The organism is Streptomyces sp. NPDC003691, from assembly GCF_053981115.1.
On record NZ_JBSFNQ010000075.1, the window covers coordinates 1 to 16427 of the forward strand.

The following is a 16427-nucleotide window of genomic DNA, read 5'->3' on the forward strand; positions in this document are numbered from 1 at the left end:
GGGGGGGGGTCTCTGCCCCCCCCCCCCCCGCGCGGGCGGGGGGGGGGCCCCGCAGGGCCGGGCGGGGGGGGGCCCCCGCACCTCCCCGCGCGGGGGCCCGCCGGGGCCGGACCGTCGGTGCCCGCAAGTAGGGTGGACGGTATGGCCGACCCCTCCAGCTACCGCCCCGGACCGGGAGAGATCCCCGAATCGCCGGGGGTCTACCGGTTCCGCGACGATCACCGCCGGGTGATCTACGTCGGCAAGGCCAAAAACCTCCGCGCGCGCCTCGCCAACTACTTCCAGGACGTGGCGAATCTGCATCCGCGCACCGCCACGATGGTCACCACGGCGGCCTCCGTGGAGTGGACGGTGGTCGGCACCGAGGTCGAGGCGCTCCAGCTGGAGTACACCTGGATCAAGGAGTACGACCCCCGGTTCAACGTCAAGTACCGGGACGACAAGAGCTATCCCTATCTCGCGGTCACCCTCGGCGAGGAGTTCCCCCGGGTCCAGGTGATGCGCGGCGCCAAGCGCAAGGGCGTGCGCTACTTCGGCCCGTACGGCCACGCCTGGGCCATCCGCGAGACCGTCGACCTGATGCTCCGGGTCTTCCCCGTCCGCACCTGCTCCGCCGGGGTCTTCCGCAACCACCGGCAGAAGGGCCGCCCCTGTCTGCTGGGGTACATCGGCAAGTGCTCGGCCCCCTGCGTCGGCCGGGTCACCCCCGAGGAGCACCGCGAACTGGCCGAGGAGTTCTGCGACTTCATGGCCGGCCGCACGGGCACCTATCTGCGCCGGCTGGAGCAGCGGATGGCCGAGGCCGCGGAGGAGATGGAGTACGAGCGGGCCGCCCGGCTGCGCGACGACATCGCCGCCCTCCGCCGCGCCCTGGAGAAGAACGCCGTCGTCCTCGCCGACGCCACGGACGCCGATCTGATCGCCGTCGCCGAGGACGAGCTGGAGGCGGCGGTGCAGATCTTCCATGTCCGCGGCGGCCGGGTCCGCGGTCAGCGCGGCTGGGTGACCGACAAGGTCGAGGCCGTCTCCACCGCCGGTCTGGTCGAGCACGCGCTCCAGCAGCTGTACGGGGAGGAGCGCGGCGACGCCGTGCCCAAGGAGGTCCTGGTGCCCGCCCTCCCGGCCGCCCCGGAGGCCGTCGGGCAGTGGCTGGCCGAGCGGCGCGGCTCCCTGGTCTCCCTGCGGGTGCCGCAGCGGGGCGACAAGAAGGCCCTGATGGAGACGGTCGAGAAGAACGCCCGGCAGGCGCTGGCGCTGCACAAGACGAAGCGGGCGAGCGATCTCACCACCCGCTCCCGGGCGCTGGAGGAGATCGCCGAGGCCCTCGGCCTGGACTCGGCGCCGCTGCGGATCGAATGCTTCGACATCTCCCACCTCCAGGGCGAGGACGTGGTGGCGTCCATGGTCGTCTTCGAGGACGGGCTGCCGCGGAAGAGCGAGTACCGCCGCTTCCAGATCAAATCCTTCGCCGGCCAGGACGACGTCCGGGCGATGCACGAGGTGGTCTCCCGCCGCTTCCGCCGCTATCTGGCGGAGAAGGACCGTACGGGGGAGTGGATCGGCGCGGACGACGCCCCGGTGTCGGGCCCGGACCCGCTGGACGGGCCCGGCGGCCCGGCCGCCGGGGACACCGGGGACACCGGGGACACCGGGGACACCGGGGACACCGGGGACACCGGGGGTGCCCGCGCGGCCGCGGACGGTGCCCGGGACGACGACGGGCGGCCCCGCCGCTTCGCCTACCCCCCGCAGCTCGTCGTGGTCGACGGCGGCGCCCCGCAGGTCGCGGCCGCCCGCCGGGCCCTCGACGAGCTGGGGATCGACGATGTCGCCGTCTGCGGGCTCGCCAAGCGCCTGGAGGAGGTCTGGGTCCCCGGCGAGGACGATCCGCTGGTCCTGCCGCGCTCCAGCGAGGGGCTCTATCTGCTCCAGCGGGTCCGTGACACGGCCCACGACTTCGCCATCCGCTATCAGCGCAGCAAGCGCACCAAACGCCTCCGCAGCAGCCCCCTGGACGCGATCCCGGGCCTCGGCGAGACCCGCAAGCAGGCCCTCATCAAGCATTTCGGCTCGGTGAAACGGCTCAGAGGCGCGACAATCGAGCAGATCTGCGAAGTTCCCGGCATGGGCCGCAAGACCGCGGAGTCGGTCGTCGCGGCCCTGGCCTCGGCGGCCCCGGCCGCCCCTGCCGTGAACACGGCAACCGGAGAGATCATGGAAGAGAACGACGGGGGAAGCACGGAATGAACGAGCACCACACAGACGGAGCGGCAGACGTGAGTACGGGCAGTGTCAGCGAGCCCCAGGCCGCCGCGGAAGCGGCCATCCCCGAGCTGGTCATCATCTCCGGCATGTCCGGCGCCGGTCGCAGCACCGCCGCCAAATGCCTGGAGGACCTCGGCTGGTTCGTGGTGGACAACCTTCCGCCCGCCCTGATCCCCACCATGGTGGAGCTGGGCGCGCGCTCCCAGGGCAATGTGGCCAGGATCGCGGTCGTCGTCGACGTCCGCGGCGGGCGTTTCTTCGACAACCTCCGGGAGTCCCTCGCCGACCTGGACGCCAAGCAGGTCACGCGCCGGATCGTCTTCCTGGAGTCCTCCGACGAGGCGCTCGTGCGCCGGTTCGAGTCGGTCCGCAGGCCGCACCCCCTCCAGGGCGACGGCCGGATCGTCGACGGTATCGCCGCCGAACGCGATCTCCTGCGCGAGCTGCGCGGGGACGCCGATCTGGTGATCGACACCTCCAGCCTCAACGTCCACGAGCTGCGGGCCAAGATGGACGCCCAGTTCGCCGGCGACGAGGAGCCCGAGCTGCGGGCCACCGTGATGTCCTTCGGCTTCAAGTACGGCCTGCCCGTCGACGCCGACCTCGTGGTCGACATGCGCTTCCTGCCCAACCCCCACTGGGTCCCCGAGCTGCGCCCGTTCACCGGGCTCAACGAGGAGGTGTCGAACTACGTCTACAACCAGCCCGGCGCCAAGGAGTTCCTCGACCAGTACACCGAGCTGCTCCAGCTGATCGCCGCCGGGTACCGCCGCGAGGGCAAGCGGTACGTGACCGTCGCCGTCGGCTGTACCGGCGGCAAGCACCGCTCCGTCGCCACGGCCGAGAAGGTCGCGGCCCGGCTCTCCGCCGCGGGTATCGAGACCGTCGTCGTCCACCGGGACATGGGGCGCGAGTGACCGGACACTCCCTGCGCCTGCGGCGGCTGCGCCGGTTCGGAACCGCGGCCGGCGCCCGCAAGCGCGGCGCACAGCCCAAGGTCGTCGCCCTGGGCGGCGGCCGCGGCCTCTCCGCGTCCCTCGCCGCCCTGCGCCGGATCACCGGCGATCTCACCGCCGTGGTCACCGTCGCCGACGACGGCGGCTCCAGCGGCCGGCTCCGGGAGGAGCTGGGCGTACTCCCGCCGGGCGATCTGCGCAAGGCCCTGGCGGCGCTCTGCGGGGACGACGAATGGGGCCGGACCTGGTCCCGGGTGATCCAGCACCGTTTCCAGTCCCGGGGCGAGCTGCACGACCATGCCGTGGGCAATGTGCTGATCGTCGCCCTCTGGGAGCAGCTCGGCGACCCCGTCCAGGCCCTCGACCTGGTCGGCAGGCTCCTCGGGGCGCACGGCAGGGTGCTGCCGATGTCCGCCGTGCCGCTGGAGCTCCAGGCGCTGGTCCGGGGCCACGACCCGGCCCGCCCCGACGAGGTGGGCACGGTCCGGGGCCAGGCGACGGTCGCGCTCACCCCCGGCGAGGTCCAGTCCGTCCATCTCGTACCGGCCGATCCGCCCGCCGTGCCCGAGGCCGTGGCCGCCGTCCTTGACGCCGACTGGGTGGTTCTCGGACCCGGATCCTGGTTCTCCTCCGTCATCCCCCACCTGCTGGTGCCCGAGCTGCTGGACGCGCTGGTGGAGACCAAGGCGCGGCGTGTTCTCTCGCTCAATCTGGCGCCCCAACCGGGCGAAACGGACGGGTTCTCACCGCAGCGTCATTTGGAGGTTTTGGGACGACACGCGCCTAAACTCGCTCTGGACGTGGTGCTGGCCGACGAGGCCGCCGTGCCCGACCGCGATTCCCTGGCCGAAGCCGCCCGGCGCCTCGGCGCCGCGGTCGAGCTGGCGCCCGTGGCGGTCGCCGGTGGGGCCTCCGCCCCGGGTGCTCCCGGGGGAGAAGTTCCGAAGCACGACCCGGAACTGCTGGCCGCCGCGTACGACCGTATTTTTCGGATGCATGGAAGGATCGGCCCATGGCGATGACGGCAGCGGTGAAGGACGAAATCTCCCGGCTTCCCGTCACCCGGACCTGCTGCAGAAAGGCGGAGGTCTCGGCGATCCTGCGGTTCGCGGGCGGCCTGCATCTGGTCAGCGGGCGCATCGTGATCGAGGCCGAGCTGGACACCGGGATCGCCGCGCGGCGGCTGAAGCGGGACATCCTGGAGATCTTCGGCCACGGCTCCGAGCTGATGGTGATGGCCCCCGGCGGGCTGCGCCGCGGTTCACGCTACGTGGTGCGGGTGGTGGCGGGCGGTGACCAGCTGGCCCGGCAGACCGGACTGGTGGACGGCCGCGGCCGCCCCATCCGCGGTCTGCCGCCGCAGGTCGTCTCCGGCGCCACCTGCGATGCCGAGGCGGCCTGGCGGGGCGCGTTCCTGGCGCACGGCTCCCTGACCGAGCCCGGCCGCTCCTCCTCCCTGGAGGTCACCTGCCCCGGACCCGAGGCCGCGCTCGCCCTGGTCGGCGCCGCCCGGCGGCTCTCCATCGCCGCCAAGGCCCGTGAGGTACGGGGCGTGGACCGGGTCGTCGTCCGCGACGGCGACGCCATCGGGGCGCTGCTCACCCGGCTCGGGGCGCACGAGTCGGTCCTGGCCTGGGAGGAGCGGCGGATGCGGCGCGAGGTCCGCGCCACCGCCAACCGCCTCGCCAACTTCGACGATGCCAACCTGCGCCGCTCGGCCCGGGCCGCGGTCGCCGCGGGCGCCCGGGTCCAGCGGGCGCTGGAGATCCTCGCCGAGGAGGTCCCCGAGCACCTCGCCGCCGCCGGCCGGCTCCGGATGGAGCACAAGCAGGCGTCCCTGGAGGAGCTGGGCGCGCTCGCCGACCCGCCGCTGACGAAGGACGCGGTGGCCGGCCGGATCCGCCGGCTGCTGGCGATGGCCGACAAGCGCGCCCAGGACCTGGGCATCCCCGGTACGGAGTCCGGCCTCACCGAGGACATGGCCGAGGGCCTCGTCGTCTGACCCCTCCGGAGGCACTCCCTCCGCCCCGTACCGCCGGACGGCCCCCGCAGATCGCGGGGGCCGATCTCTTGACATGGTCATTGACGATGAACAGTCTGGCTCCCGTTCGCTTTCTGGCACATCACCAGCAAGGGGGGCTCATGAGACGCAGAGCCAGATCGCTGCTCGCCGCAGCATCACTGCTGGCCGCGACGCTCGCGGCGGCACCGTTCGCCCAGGCACAGTCCGACGGCGGCGGGGGAGGTGAGGACGGTGGGCTGTCGGTCTGGCGGGCGACCGTCACCAAGGCCCAGGTACCGCTGCTGCTCGCGGCCGGTGCCGACGGCCACGAACTCAGCGAGCGGGTACCCGACGAGGGGACCGCCACCGTCGAGGTCTATCTGACCGACGACCAGGCCGGCGAGCTGCGCGGGCAGGGCGTCAGCCTGAAGGAGCACCGGCTCTCGGCCGCGGCCCTGAAGCGGGTCGCCGCCGCCGGGGACGGGGTCTTCCGCCCGTACGGCGGGGAGAACGGGCTCAAGCAGGAGATCCTCGCCACCGCCCAGGCCAATCCGTCGATCACCAAGGCCGTCAGCATCGGCAAGTCGGTCAAGGGCCAGGACATCCTCGCCCTCAAGATCAGCAAGGGTGCGAAGACCGTCCGCGACGGCTCCAAGCCCGCCACGCTCTACCTGTCCAACCAGCACGCGCGCGAGTGGATCACCCCGGAGATGAACCGGCGGCTGATGCACCACTACCTGGACAACTACGGCAAGGACCAGAAGATCACCAAGCTGGTCGACAGCTCGGAACTCTGGTTCGTGCTCTCGCAGAACCCGGACGGCTACGACTACACCTTCACCGGTACCACCGAGCGCCAGTGGCGGAAGAACCTCCGCGACAACAACGGCGACGGCACCATCACCCCCGGCGACGGCGTCGACCTGAACCGCAACTTCTCGTACAAGTGGGGTTACGACAACGAGGGTTCGTCCCCCGACCCGTTCGACGAGACCTACCGCGGCACCGGCCCGGGCTCCGAGCCCGAGACCAAGGCCATCGACGCCTTCCAGAAGCGGATCGGCTTCCAGTACGGCATCAACTACCACTCGGCGGCCGAGCTGATCCTCTACGGCGTCGGCTGGCAGGTCGACACCAGGACGCCCGACGACGTGGCGTACGGGGCGATCGCCGGCACGCCCGCGAACCCCGCGATACCCGGCTACCGGCCGCAGGTCGCCTCGGAGCTGTACATCACCAACGGCGAGGCGGACGGCCACGCGGCCAACGTCAACGGGATGACGATGTTCACCCCCGAGATGTCGACCTGCGCCACCATCTCCCGGATCGACCCGAACGACCAGTGGAACCCGGCCGACTGCGCGTCCGTCTTCACCTTCCCGGACGACGAGAAGCTGATCCAGCAGGAGTTCGCGAAGAACATCCCGTTCGCCCTCTCGGTCGCGGAGAGCTCCCTGACGCCGGACCGGCCGGTGTCGTCGCTCGGTCTGAAGGCCGCCGACTTCACCCCCGACCCGTTCACCGTCTCGTACGCCCGCGGCGGCGACCAGGAGGTGTCCGTCGTCGCCAACAAGAGCCTGCGGAACAAGGAGCTGAACTACCGGGTCAACGGCGGCCGGGTCCACGACGAGGACCTGGAGGCCTGGAAGGGCGGCGAGACCTTCGGCGGCGAGGACAACATCGTCTTCGACGAGTACCGCGCCGAGGTCGAGCACGGCGAGGTCGGCGACTCGGTCGAGGTCTGGTTCACCGGCCGGACCCGCGACGGCAAGCAGGTCTCCAGCACCCCCTTCACCTACAAGGTCGCCGAACGGCCGCGCGCCGACGCCCTGGTGATCGCCGAGGAGGGCGGCACCGCCCCGGCGCAGCACTCCGCTCTCTACACGGCGGCCCTGGCGGCGAACGGCAAGCGCGCCGCGGTCTGGGACGTCGCCACCCAGGGCACCCCGCACCCGCTGGGCGTTCTGAGCCACTTCGGCACCGCCGTCTGGTACACGGGTGCCGCGGCACCGTCGTGGGCCACCACCAAGGCGGTCCGGGCCTATCTCAACGAGGGCGGCAAGCTGGTCACCACCGGTGAACGCGCCGGCGGCAACGCCAACCTCGGCCGGGCCGTCAGCGACGACTTCGCCCAGTACTTCCTCGGCGCCTCCGGCCGGGCCTCACTCGGCGGAGTGAACGCCTTCGCCGGATCCGGCAGCCTTTCGGGTGCCGCCGGAGCGCTCGGCGACGCGCCCGGGAACCCGCTGAACGCGGCCGGGGCGTACACCGTCACCTCCGACACGCTGCCGCCCGCGCAGTTCCCGCAGTTCCGCAGCGCGGCGGCGGGCGACTACCCGGGCGTACGGATGCCGTTCTCGCCGTACGAGGGCCAGTACTACGCGGTCGCCGGTCACCGCAACAGCTCCTGGCAGCGGCTCAGCCGCACCGTCGACCTCGGCGGCACCACCGCCGCCGACGCCCCGCGGCTGAACATGCGGCTGAGCTTCAACACGGAGCCCGGCTACGACAACGCCGTGGTCGAGGTCCGTACCGCGGGCCAGGACGACTGGACCACCCTGCCGGACCTCAACGGCGGCACCCGCACCACCGTGCCGACCGAGTGCGACGCGGCGTTCTACATCAACCAGCACCCCCATCTGCGCCGCTATCTGACGCTGGGGGCCGACGGCTGCACGCCGACCGGCACGTCCGGGGCCTGGAACTCCTTCACCGGGGCCTCCGACGGCTGGAAGGCCGCCTCCTTCGACCTGAGCGCCTACGCGGGCAAGCAGGTCGAGGTGCACATCTCGTACATCACCGACCCCAGCGACGGCGGCCGCGGCATCTTCGTCGACGACACCCGGCTCGTCACCGCGGGCGGGGAGCAGGCGGACGGCGGTTTCGAGACGACCCTTGCGCCGTGGACCACCACCGCCCCGCCGGCCGGCAGCCCCGCGCCGCGCGGCAACTGGGAGCGGAGCACGGACCGCTTCCCGTCGGCCTCGGCCGTCACCACGCGTGACACCGTGCTCCTCGGCTTCGGCCTGGAGCACGTGGGCGCGGCGGCCGACCGCGGTGCCGTCCTAGGAAAGGCCCTGAAGGCGCTCCGGCGCTGACGGGCAGGGCCTCGGTGACCGGTTCCGGAGCCGGTCACCGAGAGTAATTGAACAAGTCATTCTGAACGACTCATTCCGGACAGTGGGCGGCGGCCCGTACCTCTACCGGGGGGTACGGGCCGCCGTCGTCGCGCGGGCGGCCGTCCGATGTCACTCCGGGGCGCCCGTGGAGGTAGGGTCGTAAGCGGTCGGGGACATCCCATACAGCTCGCCGGCGACGAGCCGGCACACCAACGAGGAGATCGGTTCGTGACGATCCGCGTAGGCATCAACGGCTTTGGCCGCATCGGTCGTAATTACTTCCGCGCGCTGCTGGAGCAGGGTGCAGACATCGAGATCGTGGCTGTCAACGACCTGGGTGACACCGCGACCACCGCGCATCTGCTGAAGTACGACACCATCCTGGGCCGCCTCAAGGCCGAGGTGTCGCACACCGCCGACACCATCACCGTCGGTGGCCACACCATCAAGGTTCTCTCCGAGCGCAACCCCGCGGACATCCCCTGGGGCGAGCTGGGCGTCGACATCGTCATCGAGTCGACCGGCATCTTCACCAAGAAGGCGGACGCCGAGAAGCACCTGGCGGGCGGCGCGAAGAAGGTCCTCATCTCGGCTCCGGCCAGCGACGAGGACATCACCATCGTCATGGGTGTCAACCAGGACAAGTACGACCCCGCGCAGCACAACATCATCTCGAACGCGTCCTGCACCACCAACTGTGTGGCGCCGATGGCCAAGGTCCTGGACGAGAACTTCGGCATCGTCCGCGGTCTGATGACCACGGTCCACGCCTACACCAACGACCAGCGGATCCTGGACTTCCCGCACAAGGACCTGCGCCGCGCCCGCGCCGCCGCGGAGAACATCATTCCGACCACGACGGGTGCCGCCAAGGCCACCGCCCTGGTCCTCCCGCAGCTCAAGGGCAAGCTGGACGGCATCGCCATGCGCGTCCCGGTCCCCACCGGCTCCGCCACCGACCTGGTCGTCGAGCTGTCCCGCGAGGTCACCAAGGACGAGGTCAACGCCGCGTTCAAGAAGGCCGCCGAGGGCGAGCTCCAGGGCATCCTGACCTACACCGAGGACCAGATCGTCTCCTCGGACATCGTCAGCGACCCGGCGTCCTGCACCTTCGACTCCTCCCTGACCATGGTCCAGGAGGGCAACTCGGTCAAGATCCTCGGCTGGTACGACAACGAGTGGGGCTACTCCAACCGCCTCGTCGACCTGACGCTCTTCGTCGGCAACCAGCTCTGAGCACTCACCCGGCTCCGACGGCTCTGACAGCTCCACCCGGCCCGGCACCGCACAGCCCGGCACAGAACAGCAATCAGAGCACCACGATGTGAGCGAGAGGGCTCGGACGGCGCAGCGCAGCGCCGCCCGGGCCCTGTCGTACGTCCTGCCCTTCCGAGGAGACCGTCCATGAAGACGATCGACGACCTGCTGGCCGACGGCGTCAGCGGCAAGCGGGTTTTCGTCCGCGCCGACCTCAATGTGCCGCTCGACGGCACCACCATCACCGACGACGGCCGGATCCGGGCCGTCGCTCCCACCATCACCAGGCTGGCCGAGGCCGGCGCCCGGGTGATCGTCGCCTCCCATCTGGGCCGTCCCAAGGGCGCCCCCGACCCGGCGTTCTCGCTGGCCCCCGCCGCCGCCCGGCTGGGCGAGGTCCTCGGCCGCCCGGTGGCCTTCGCGGCCGACACGGTCGGCGAGTCGGCGAAGGCCGTCACCGCGGCGCTCGCCGACGGCGAGGTCGCGGTACTGGAGAACCTCCGCTTCAACGCCGGGGAGACCAGCAAGGACGACGCCGAGCGCGGCGCCTTCGCCGGTGAGCTGGCCGCCCTCGCCGACGTCTACGTGGGCGACGGCTTCGGCGCCGTGCACCGCAAGCACGCCTCCGTCTACGACCTGCCCGCCCGGCTGCCGCACGCCGCGGGCGATCTGATCGCCACCGAGGTCGGCGTACTGAAGCAGCTCACCGAGGACGTCAAGCGGCCGTACGCCGTGGTCCTGGGCGGCGCCAAGGTCTCCGACAAGCTCGGTGTGATCGACAATCTGCTGGGCAAGGCCGACCGCATCCTGATCGGCGGCGGGATGGCCTACACCTTCCTCAAGGCCCAGGGTCACGAGGTCGGCATCTCGCTGCTCCAGGAGGACCAGGTCCCGGTCGTCCAGGAGTATCTGAAGCGCGCCGTGGAGCAGGGCGTCGAGTTCGTGCTCCCCGTGGACGTCCTGGTCGCCCACGAGTTCCCGGACCTGAAGACCAAGGCCCCGGCGAACCCCACCACCGTCGCCGCGGACGCCATCCCGGCCGACCAGGAGGGTCTGGACATCGGTCCCGAGACCCGCAAGCTGTACGCATCGAAGCTCGCCGACGCCGCCACCGTCTTCTGGAACGGCCCGATGGGCGTCTTCGAGCACCCCGACTACGCCGAGGGGACCCGGGACGTGGCCCGGGCCCTCGCCGACTCCCCGGCCTTCTCCGTGGTCGGCGGCGGCGACTCCGCCGCCGCGGTCCGGACGCTGGGCTTCGACGAGAACGCCTTCGGCCATATTTCGACCGGCGGCGGCGCAAGCCTCGAATACCTCGAAGGCAAGACGCTTCCCGGCCTCGCCGCACTGGAGGACTGATCACTGCTATGACCACCCGTACCCCGCTGATGGCGGGCAACTGGAAGATGAACCTCAACCACCTGGAGGCCATCGCACACGTCCAGAAGCTCGCTTTCGCCCTCGCCGACAAGGACTACGACGCCGTGGAGGTCGCGGTCCTGCCGCCCTTCACCGATCTGCGGTCCGTCCAGACCCTGGTCGACGGCGACAAGCTGAAGATCGTCTACGGCGCCCAGGACCTCTCGGCCGAGGACTCCGGCGCCTACACCGGTGAGATCTCCGGCCCGATGCTCGCCAAGCTGAAGTGCAGCTATGTGGCCGTCGGCCACTCCGAGCGACGCCAGTACCACGGCGAGTCGGACGAGCTGTGCAACGCCAAGGTGAAGGCCGCCTTCCGGAACGGCATCACCCCGATCCTCTGCGTCGGCGAGGGCCTTGACGTCCGCAAGGCGGGCCGGCAGGTTCCGCACACCCTGGCGCAGCTCGACGGCGGCCTGAAGGACGTGCCCGCCGAGCAGGCCGAGTCGATCGTGATCGCGTACGAGCCGGTCTGGGCGATCGGCACCGGCGAGGTCGCCACGCCCGAGGACGCCCAGGAAGTCTGCTCGGCGATCCGCGGCCGGCTCGCGGAGCTGTACTCGCAGGAGCTGGCCGACAAGGTCCGCATCCAGTACGGCGGCTCCGTGAAGGCCGCCAATGTGGCCGCGATCATGGCCCAGCCCGATGTCGACGGGGCCCTGGTGGGCGGCGCCGCGCTGAACGTCGACGAGTTCGTCGGTATCGTCCGCTTCCGCGACCAGTGAGTATGCGCTAGCGCCGATCCGTCGTACCCTTGCGGGGACCCCGGGGCCGTGCCCGGCCGGGGGTCCCCGCAGTCACCAGACCATCCAGAGAATTGCCAGGAAGTAGGGTCCAGCCGTGGTTATGGGGTTCTCGATCGCCCTGATCGTCTTCAGCCTGCTGCTGATGCTGCTCGTGCTGATGCACAAGGGGAAGGGCGGCGGCCTCTCCGACATGTTCGGCGGCGGCATGCAGTCCTCCGTCGGCGGCTCCTCCGTCGCCGAGCGCAACCTCGACCGCATCACCGTGGTCGTCGGTCTGCTCTGGTTCGCCTCCATCGTGGTGCTCGGCCTGCTGATGAAGCTGGACAACTGACACCCGAGCGCCCGTCCGGGATGCCGGTGGGGGCGAGGGTGTAACTCCAACGACTGGACGGGCGTTGGGCCTTACGTAGACTGGGGCACCGCGGCGCAGCCGCTGTGAGACGCTGTGCAGCACCATCACGCAGGGAGTTACACCGTGGCAAGTGGCAACGCGATCCGGGGGAGCCGGGTCGGGGCGGGGCCGATGGGCGAGGCCGAGCGCGGCGAGTCCGCGCCGCGTCTGCGCATCTCCTTCTGGTGCTCGAACGGGCACGAGACGCAGCCGAGCTTCGCCAGCGACGCGCAGGTTCCCGACACCTGGGACTGCCCGCGCTGTGGGTTCCCGGCCGGCCAGGACCGGGACAATCCGCCGGACCCGCCGCGCACGGAGCCGTACAAGACGCATCTGGCGTACGTACGGGAGCGGCGCAGCGACGCCGACGGCGAAGCGATCCTCGCCGAGGCCCTTGCCAAACTGCGCGGCGAAATCTAGGACTTCCGTCCGGCCGGGTCACCGAAAGGTGACCCGGCCGGATTTTTTTCCGGGCCTCCGTGGTTGATCACGATGCCCGATTGTCAGTGCCGTCGCCTACGGTTCTGTATCGGGGTGAACACGGATCGTCACCGGGCCGGGTGTCCGGTGCGGCCGTCGGCGCCTCGCGGCTCCCACTGATCAATTAGGTTGGGGCGGTGGGGCGGCACCAGGCCAGGCACAAGACGAAGTGAGCTGATGTCCGAGTGAACGAGACAGGCCGAACCCGGCTCGACCAGACGCCCGAGTGGATGGCGCTCGGCAAGCACCGCGAGCAGTTGGGCGACACCCGTCTGCGCGAACTGTTCGCCGCCGACCCGGAGCGCGGCCGCCGCCACACCCTGCGCGTCGGCGACCTCCGGCTCGACTACTCGAAGCACCTGATCACCGAGGAGACCCTGGCGCTGCTGCGGCAACTGGCGGCGGCCACCGGCGTCGCCGCGCTGCGGGACGCCATGTTCCGCGGCGAGAAGATCAACACCACCGAGGACCGGGCCGTCCTCCACACCGCCCTGCGCGCCCCGCGGGGCGCGGTGATCGAGGTCGACGGCGAGAACGTGGTGCCGGGCGTCCATGCGGTGCTGGACCGGATGGCCGCCTTCTCGGAGCGGATCCGCTCCGGCGAATGGACCGGCCACACCGGACGCCCCATCAGAAACGTGGTGAACATCGGCATCGGCGGCTCCGACCTCGGCCCCGCCATGGCGTACGACGCGCTGCGCGCCTACTCCGCCCGCGAACTGACGTTCCGTTTCGTCTCCAACGTCGACGGGGCCGATCTGCACGAGGCGGTCCGCGACCTCGACCCGGCCGAGACGCTCTTCATCGTCGCCTCCAAGACCTTCACCACCATCGAGACCATCACCAATGCCACCTCGGCACGGCAGTGGCTGCTCGACGGGCTGAACGCCGGTCAGGAAGCCGTCGCCCGGCACTTCGTGGCCCTCTCCACCAACGCGGAGAAGGTCACCGGCTTCGGGATCGACGCCGAGAACATGTTCGAGTTCTGGGACTGGGTCGGCGGCCGGTACTCGTACGACTCCGCCATCGGACTCTCCCTGATGATCGCGATCGGCCCGGAGCGCTTCCGGGAGATGCTCGACGGCTTCCACCTCGTCGACGAGCACTTCCGCACCGCGCCGCCCGAGGAGAACGCGCCGCTGCTGCTCGGTCTGCTGGGCGTCTGGTACGGCGCCTTCTTCGACGCCCAGTCCCATGCGGTCCTGCCCTACTCCCACTATCTGAGCAGGTTCACCGCCTATCTCCAGCAGCTGGACATGGAGTCCAACGGCAAGTCGGTGGACCGGGACGGGCGGCCGGTGCACTGGCAGACCGGCCCCGTGGTCTGGGGCACCCCCGGCACCAACGGCCAGCACGCGTACTACCAGTTGATCCACCAGGGCACCAAGGTCATCCCCGCCGATTTCATCGGCTTCGCCCGGCCCGTGGCGGATCTGCCGGACCTGCTGGTCGCCCAGCACGATCTGCTGATGGCCAACTTCTTCGCCCAGACCCAGGCACTGGCCTTCGGGAAGACCGCCGACGAGGTCCGGGCCGAAGGCGTGCCGGAGCGGCTGGTGCCGCACAAGACCTTCCGGGGCAACCACCCCACGACGACGATCCTCGCCGACCGGCTGACGCCCTCGGTGCTCGGCCAGCTGATCGCCCTCTACGAGCACAAGGTGTTCGTCCAGGGCGCCGTCTGGAACATCGACTCCTTCGACCAGTGGGGCGTCGAACTGGGCAAGGTGCTGGCCCGGCGGATCGAACCGGTGCTCACCGAAGGCACCGGCGGCGAGGACCTCGACAGCTCCACGGCGGCGCTCACCGCCGCCTACCGGGAACTGCGGGGGCGCTGACCCCGTGCCGGCCAGGGGGGAGAGCGGCGCGCTCCGGACCGCCCGGGACCACCGGGCGGCCGGTGGGGGCATGCCATGAGCACCGGGCAGGTCCAGGAGTCGCACCCGGGCGGGGACCCGGCGGGCGCGGTACCGGACGAGCCGGGGGAGTGGCGGCGGCTCGACCCGCGGTCGCTGCTGGTCACCGGCGCCGTGATGAGCGGCGTCGTGGGGGGCGTCTGTCTGCCCGTGCTGCTGGGGCTCTCCTCCGGAGCCTGGTTCGGCAACGGCCCCCGCCGGGGCACCGGGCTGCTCCTGCTGGTCGCCGCCGGGGTGCTGCTGGTCGCCGGATCCGTTGCCGCCGACTATCTCACCTGGCGCCGGACCCGCTATCGCATCGGCCCCGAGCGGGTCGACCTCCACAGCGGGCTGGTCCTGCTGAAACGGCGCTCCCTGGGCCGGGAGCGGATCCGCAGTGTCGATCTCACCGCCCATCCGCTGCTGCGGCTGCTCGGTCTGGTCAAGGTCCGGATAGGGACCGGCGAGAACGGCGGCGGGGAGTCCTCGCTGGAGCTGAACCCGGTCTCCCGGGCCGAGGGGGACCGGCTCCGGGCCCAGCTCCTGCACCGGCCCGCCGATCCGGCCGGTGCCCCGCACCGCGGCACCCTGGCCCGGCTCGACCTCCGGTGGATCCGCTATGCGCCTCCGTCGTTCCTCACCCCCGCGCTCGGCGGTGCGGCGGTCGGCGCGGTGCTCCAGGTCAGCGACTGGTTCGGGGCCCAGGAGGAGGTCATCGGCTGGACCGGCGAACGGCTCCGGGACCACCCGGTGGCCCTGGTCGTCCCGGTGCTCGCGGTGGCCGCGCTGACGGCCGGGGCGATCGGGGCGCTCGGCCTCTGGACCGAGATGTGGTGGGGCTACCGCCTGGAGCGGGAGCCCGGCGGTGTGCTCAGGGTCCGCCGGGGGCTCCTCACCACCCGCTCGGTCTCCGTGGAGGAGCGCAGACTCCGGGGCGTCGAGCTGGTGGAGCCGCTCGGGGTCCGGGCTCTCGGCGGCGCCCGGCTGGACGCGGTCGCCACCGGCCTCGCCCAGGAAGCGGACGGCGACCGGCACGCGGACGCCCGGGGGCTGCTCCCCGCCGCGCCCCGGGCGCTGGCGGACCGGGTGGCCGCCCTGGTGCTGCGCGAGCCGCGGCCGCCGACCGCGGCACCGCTGACCCGCCATCCCCGCCGGGCCAGGAACCGGCGGCTGTCCTGGGCCGCCGCGGCGGCCGTGCTGCCCGCGGCCGCCCTGGCCGTCCCCGGCGTCCTGGTCACCCCGGTGCTGCTGTACGCCGCCGCCGGATACGCGGCCCTGGCGCTGCCCGCCGGGACGGCGCTGGCCCTCGGCGTCTACCGCAGCCTCGGGCACGGTATCGCCGGACGTTATCTGCTGGCCCGCTCCGGGACCTTCGCCCGCCGGACGGTCGCGCTCCGGCGGGACGGGATCATCGGCTGGACGATCACCGAGTCCCCGGCCCAGCGCCGGGCCGGGCTGATCACCCTGACCGCCACCACGGCGGCCGGAGCCGGCGGCTACTCGGTCCACGACGCGGACACCACCGAGGGCCTCGCCTTCGCCGCGTCGGCGGTGCCCGGCCTGCTGGCCCCGTTCCTCAGGGAGATACCGGCCCCGGCGGCTGCCGCCGCCGCGGGGACCCGCGCCGCCCCGGCAGCCGGAACGGAGCCGGACCCGCCCGGCGGACGGGCGCCGGGCGATGCGCCGACCCCGCGGACACGGGTCACCGGGGTGCCGGGTGAACCCGGAGACTCGCGCGGGTGACGGGTGACGGGTGACGGGTGACGGGTGACGGGTGGTGTGTGGCGGGCTCCGGGGAGCCTGCGTCGACGCGCCGGGAACGCCGTCCCGCACACTCCGGTGGCCCCGGTGCCCCGCTGCCCCGGAGGGCCTTCGGAGCCGGTGATAGTGCGGTGAT

General features: G+C 71.7%; 12 protein-coding genes. All 12 read left to right on the forward strand.

Annotated elements, in window-relative coordinates; translation table 11 throughout:
• The first annotated feature begins 141 nt into the window (after positions 1 to 141).
• Positions 142 to 2247 carry an excinuclease ABC subunit UvrC gene (gene uvrC / locus ACWDR0_RS27120; RefSeq protein WP_456354400.1) on the forward strand — a complete coding sequence of 702 codons (2106 nt, stop codon included), beginning with the start codon at positions 142 to 144 and terminating at the stop codon, positions 2245 to 2247.
• Positions 2244 to 3182 carry an RNase adapter RapZ gene (rapZ, locus tag ACWDR0_RS27125; RefSeq protein ID WP_456354401.1) on the forward strand — a complete coding sequence of 313 codons (939 nt, stop codon included), beginning with the start codon at positions 2244 to 2246 and terminating at the stop codon, positions 3180 to 3182. The genes uvrC and rapZ overlap by 4 nt, the downstream gene beginning before the upstream one ends.
• Entirely contained in the window at positions 3179 to 4243 is a 1065-nt protein-coding gene (locus ACWDR0_RS27130) for a gluconeogenesis factor YvcK family protein (RefSeq protein ID WP_456354402.1), read from the forward strand. Before rapZ ends, ACWDR0_RS27130 begins: the two co-directional genes overlap by 4 nt.
• Entirely contained in the window at positions 4234 to 5223 is a 990-nt protein-coding gene (whiA, locus tag ACWDR0_RS27135; RefSeq protein ID WP_456354403.1) for a DNA-binding protein WhiA, read from the forward strand. The genes ACWDR0_RS27130 and whiA overlap by 10 nt, the downstream gene beginning before the upstream one ends.
• 140 nt (positions 5224 to 5363) lie before the next feature.
• Positions 5364 to 8321: a M14 family zinc carboxypeptidase gene (locus tag ACWDR0_RS27140; protein ID WP_456354404.1), complete on the forward strand. Its 2958-nt coding sequence runs from the start codon at positions 5364 to 5366 to the stop codon at positions 8319 to 8321.
• A 249-nt stretch (positions 8322 to 8570) separates the two neighbouring features.
• A complete protein-coding gene (gene gap, locus ACWDR0_RS27145) occupies positions 8571 to 9578 on the forward strand; it encodes a type I glyceraldehyde-3-phosphate dehydrogenase (RefSeq protein WP_456354405.1) in 1008 nt (335 codons plus the stop codon).
• Positions 9579 to 9746: 168 nt separating this feature from the next.
• Positions 9747 to 10958, forward strand: a complete 1212-nt coding sequence (locus tag ACWDR0_RS27150) for a phosphoglycerate kinase (RefSeq protein ID WP_456354406.1) — start codon at positions 9747 to 9749, stop codon at positions 10956 to 10958.
• Positions 10959 to 10966: 8 nt separating this feature from the next.
• A complete protein-coding gene (gene tpiA, locus ACWDR0_RS27155) occupies positions 10967 to 11743 on the forward strand; it encodes a triose-phosphate isomerase (protein ID WP_456354407.1) in 777 nt (258 codons plus the stop codon).
• Between the two features lie 121 nt (positions 11744 to 11864).
• Positions 11865 to 12095, forward strand: a complete 231-nt coding sequence (gene secG, locus ACWDR0_RS27160; RefSeq protein WP_456354429.1) for a preprotein translocase subunit SecG — start codon at positions 11865 to 11867, stop codon at positions 12093 to 12095.
• Positions 12096 to 12287: 192 nt separating this feature from the next.
• Positions 12288 to 12575, forward strand: a complete 288-nt coding sequence (locus tag ACWDR0_RS27165; RefSeq protein WP_004002138.1) for an RNA polymerase-binding protein RbpA — start codon at positions 12288 to 12290, stop codon at positions 12573 to 12575.
• Between the two features lie 245 nt (positions 12576 to 12820).
• The gene (pgi, locus tag ACWDR0_RS27170) at positions 12821 to 14473 is read left to right on the forward strand and encodes a glucose-6-phosphate isomerase (RefSeq protein WP_456354408.1); all 1653 of its coding nucleotides are present in this window, start codon (positions 12821 to 12823) and stop codon (positions 14471 to 14473) included.
• Positions 14474 to 14548: 75 nt separating this feature from the next.
• Positions 14549 to 16273: a PH domain-containing protein gene (locus ACWDR0_RS27175; RefSeq protein WP_456354409.1), complete on the forward strand. Its 1725-nt coding sequence runs from the start codon at positions 14549 to 14551 to the stop codon at positions 16271 to 16273.
• Positions 16274 to 16427 lie beyond the last annotated feature (154 nt).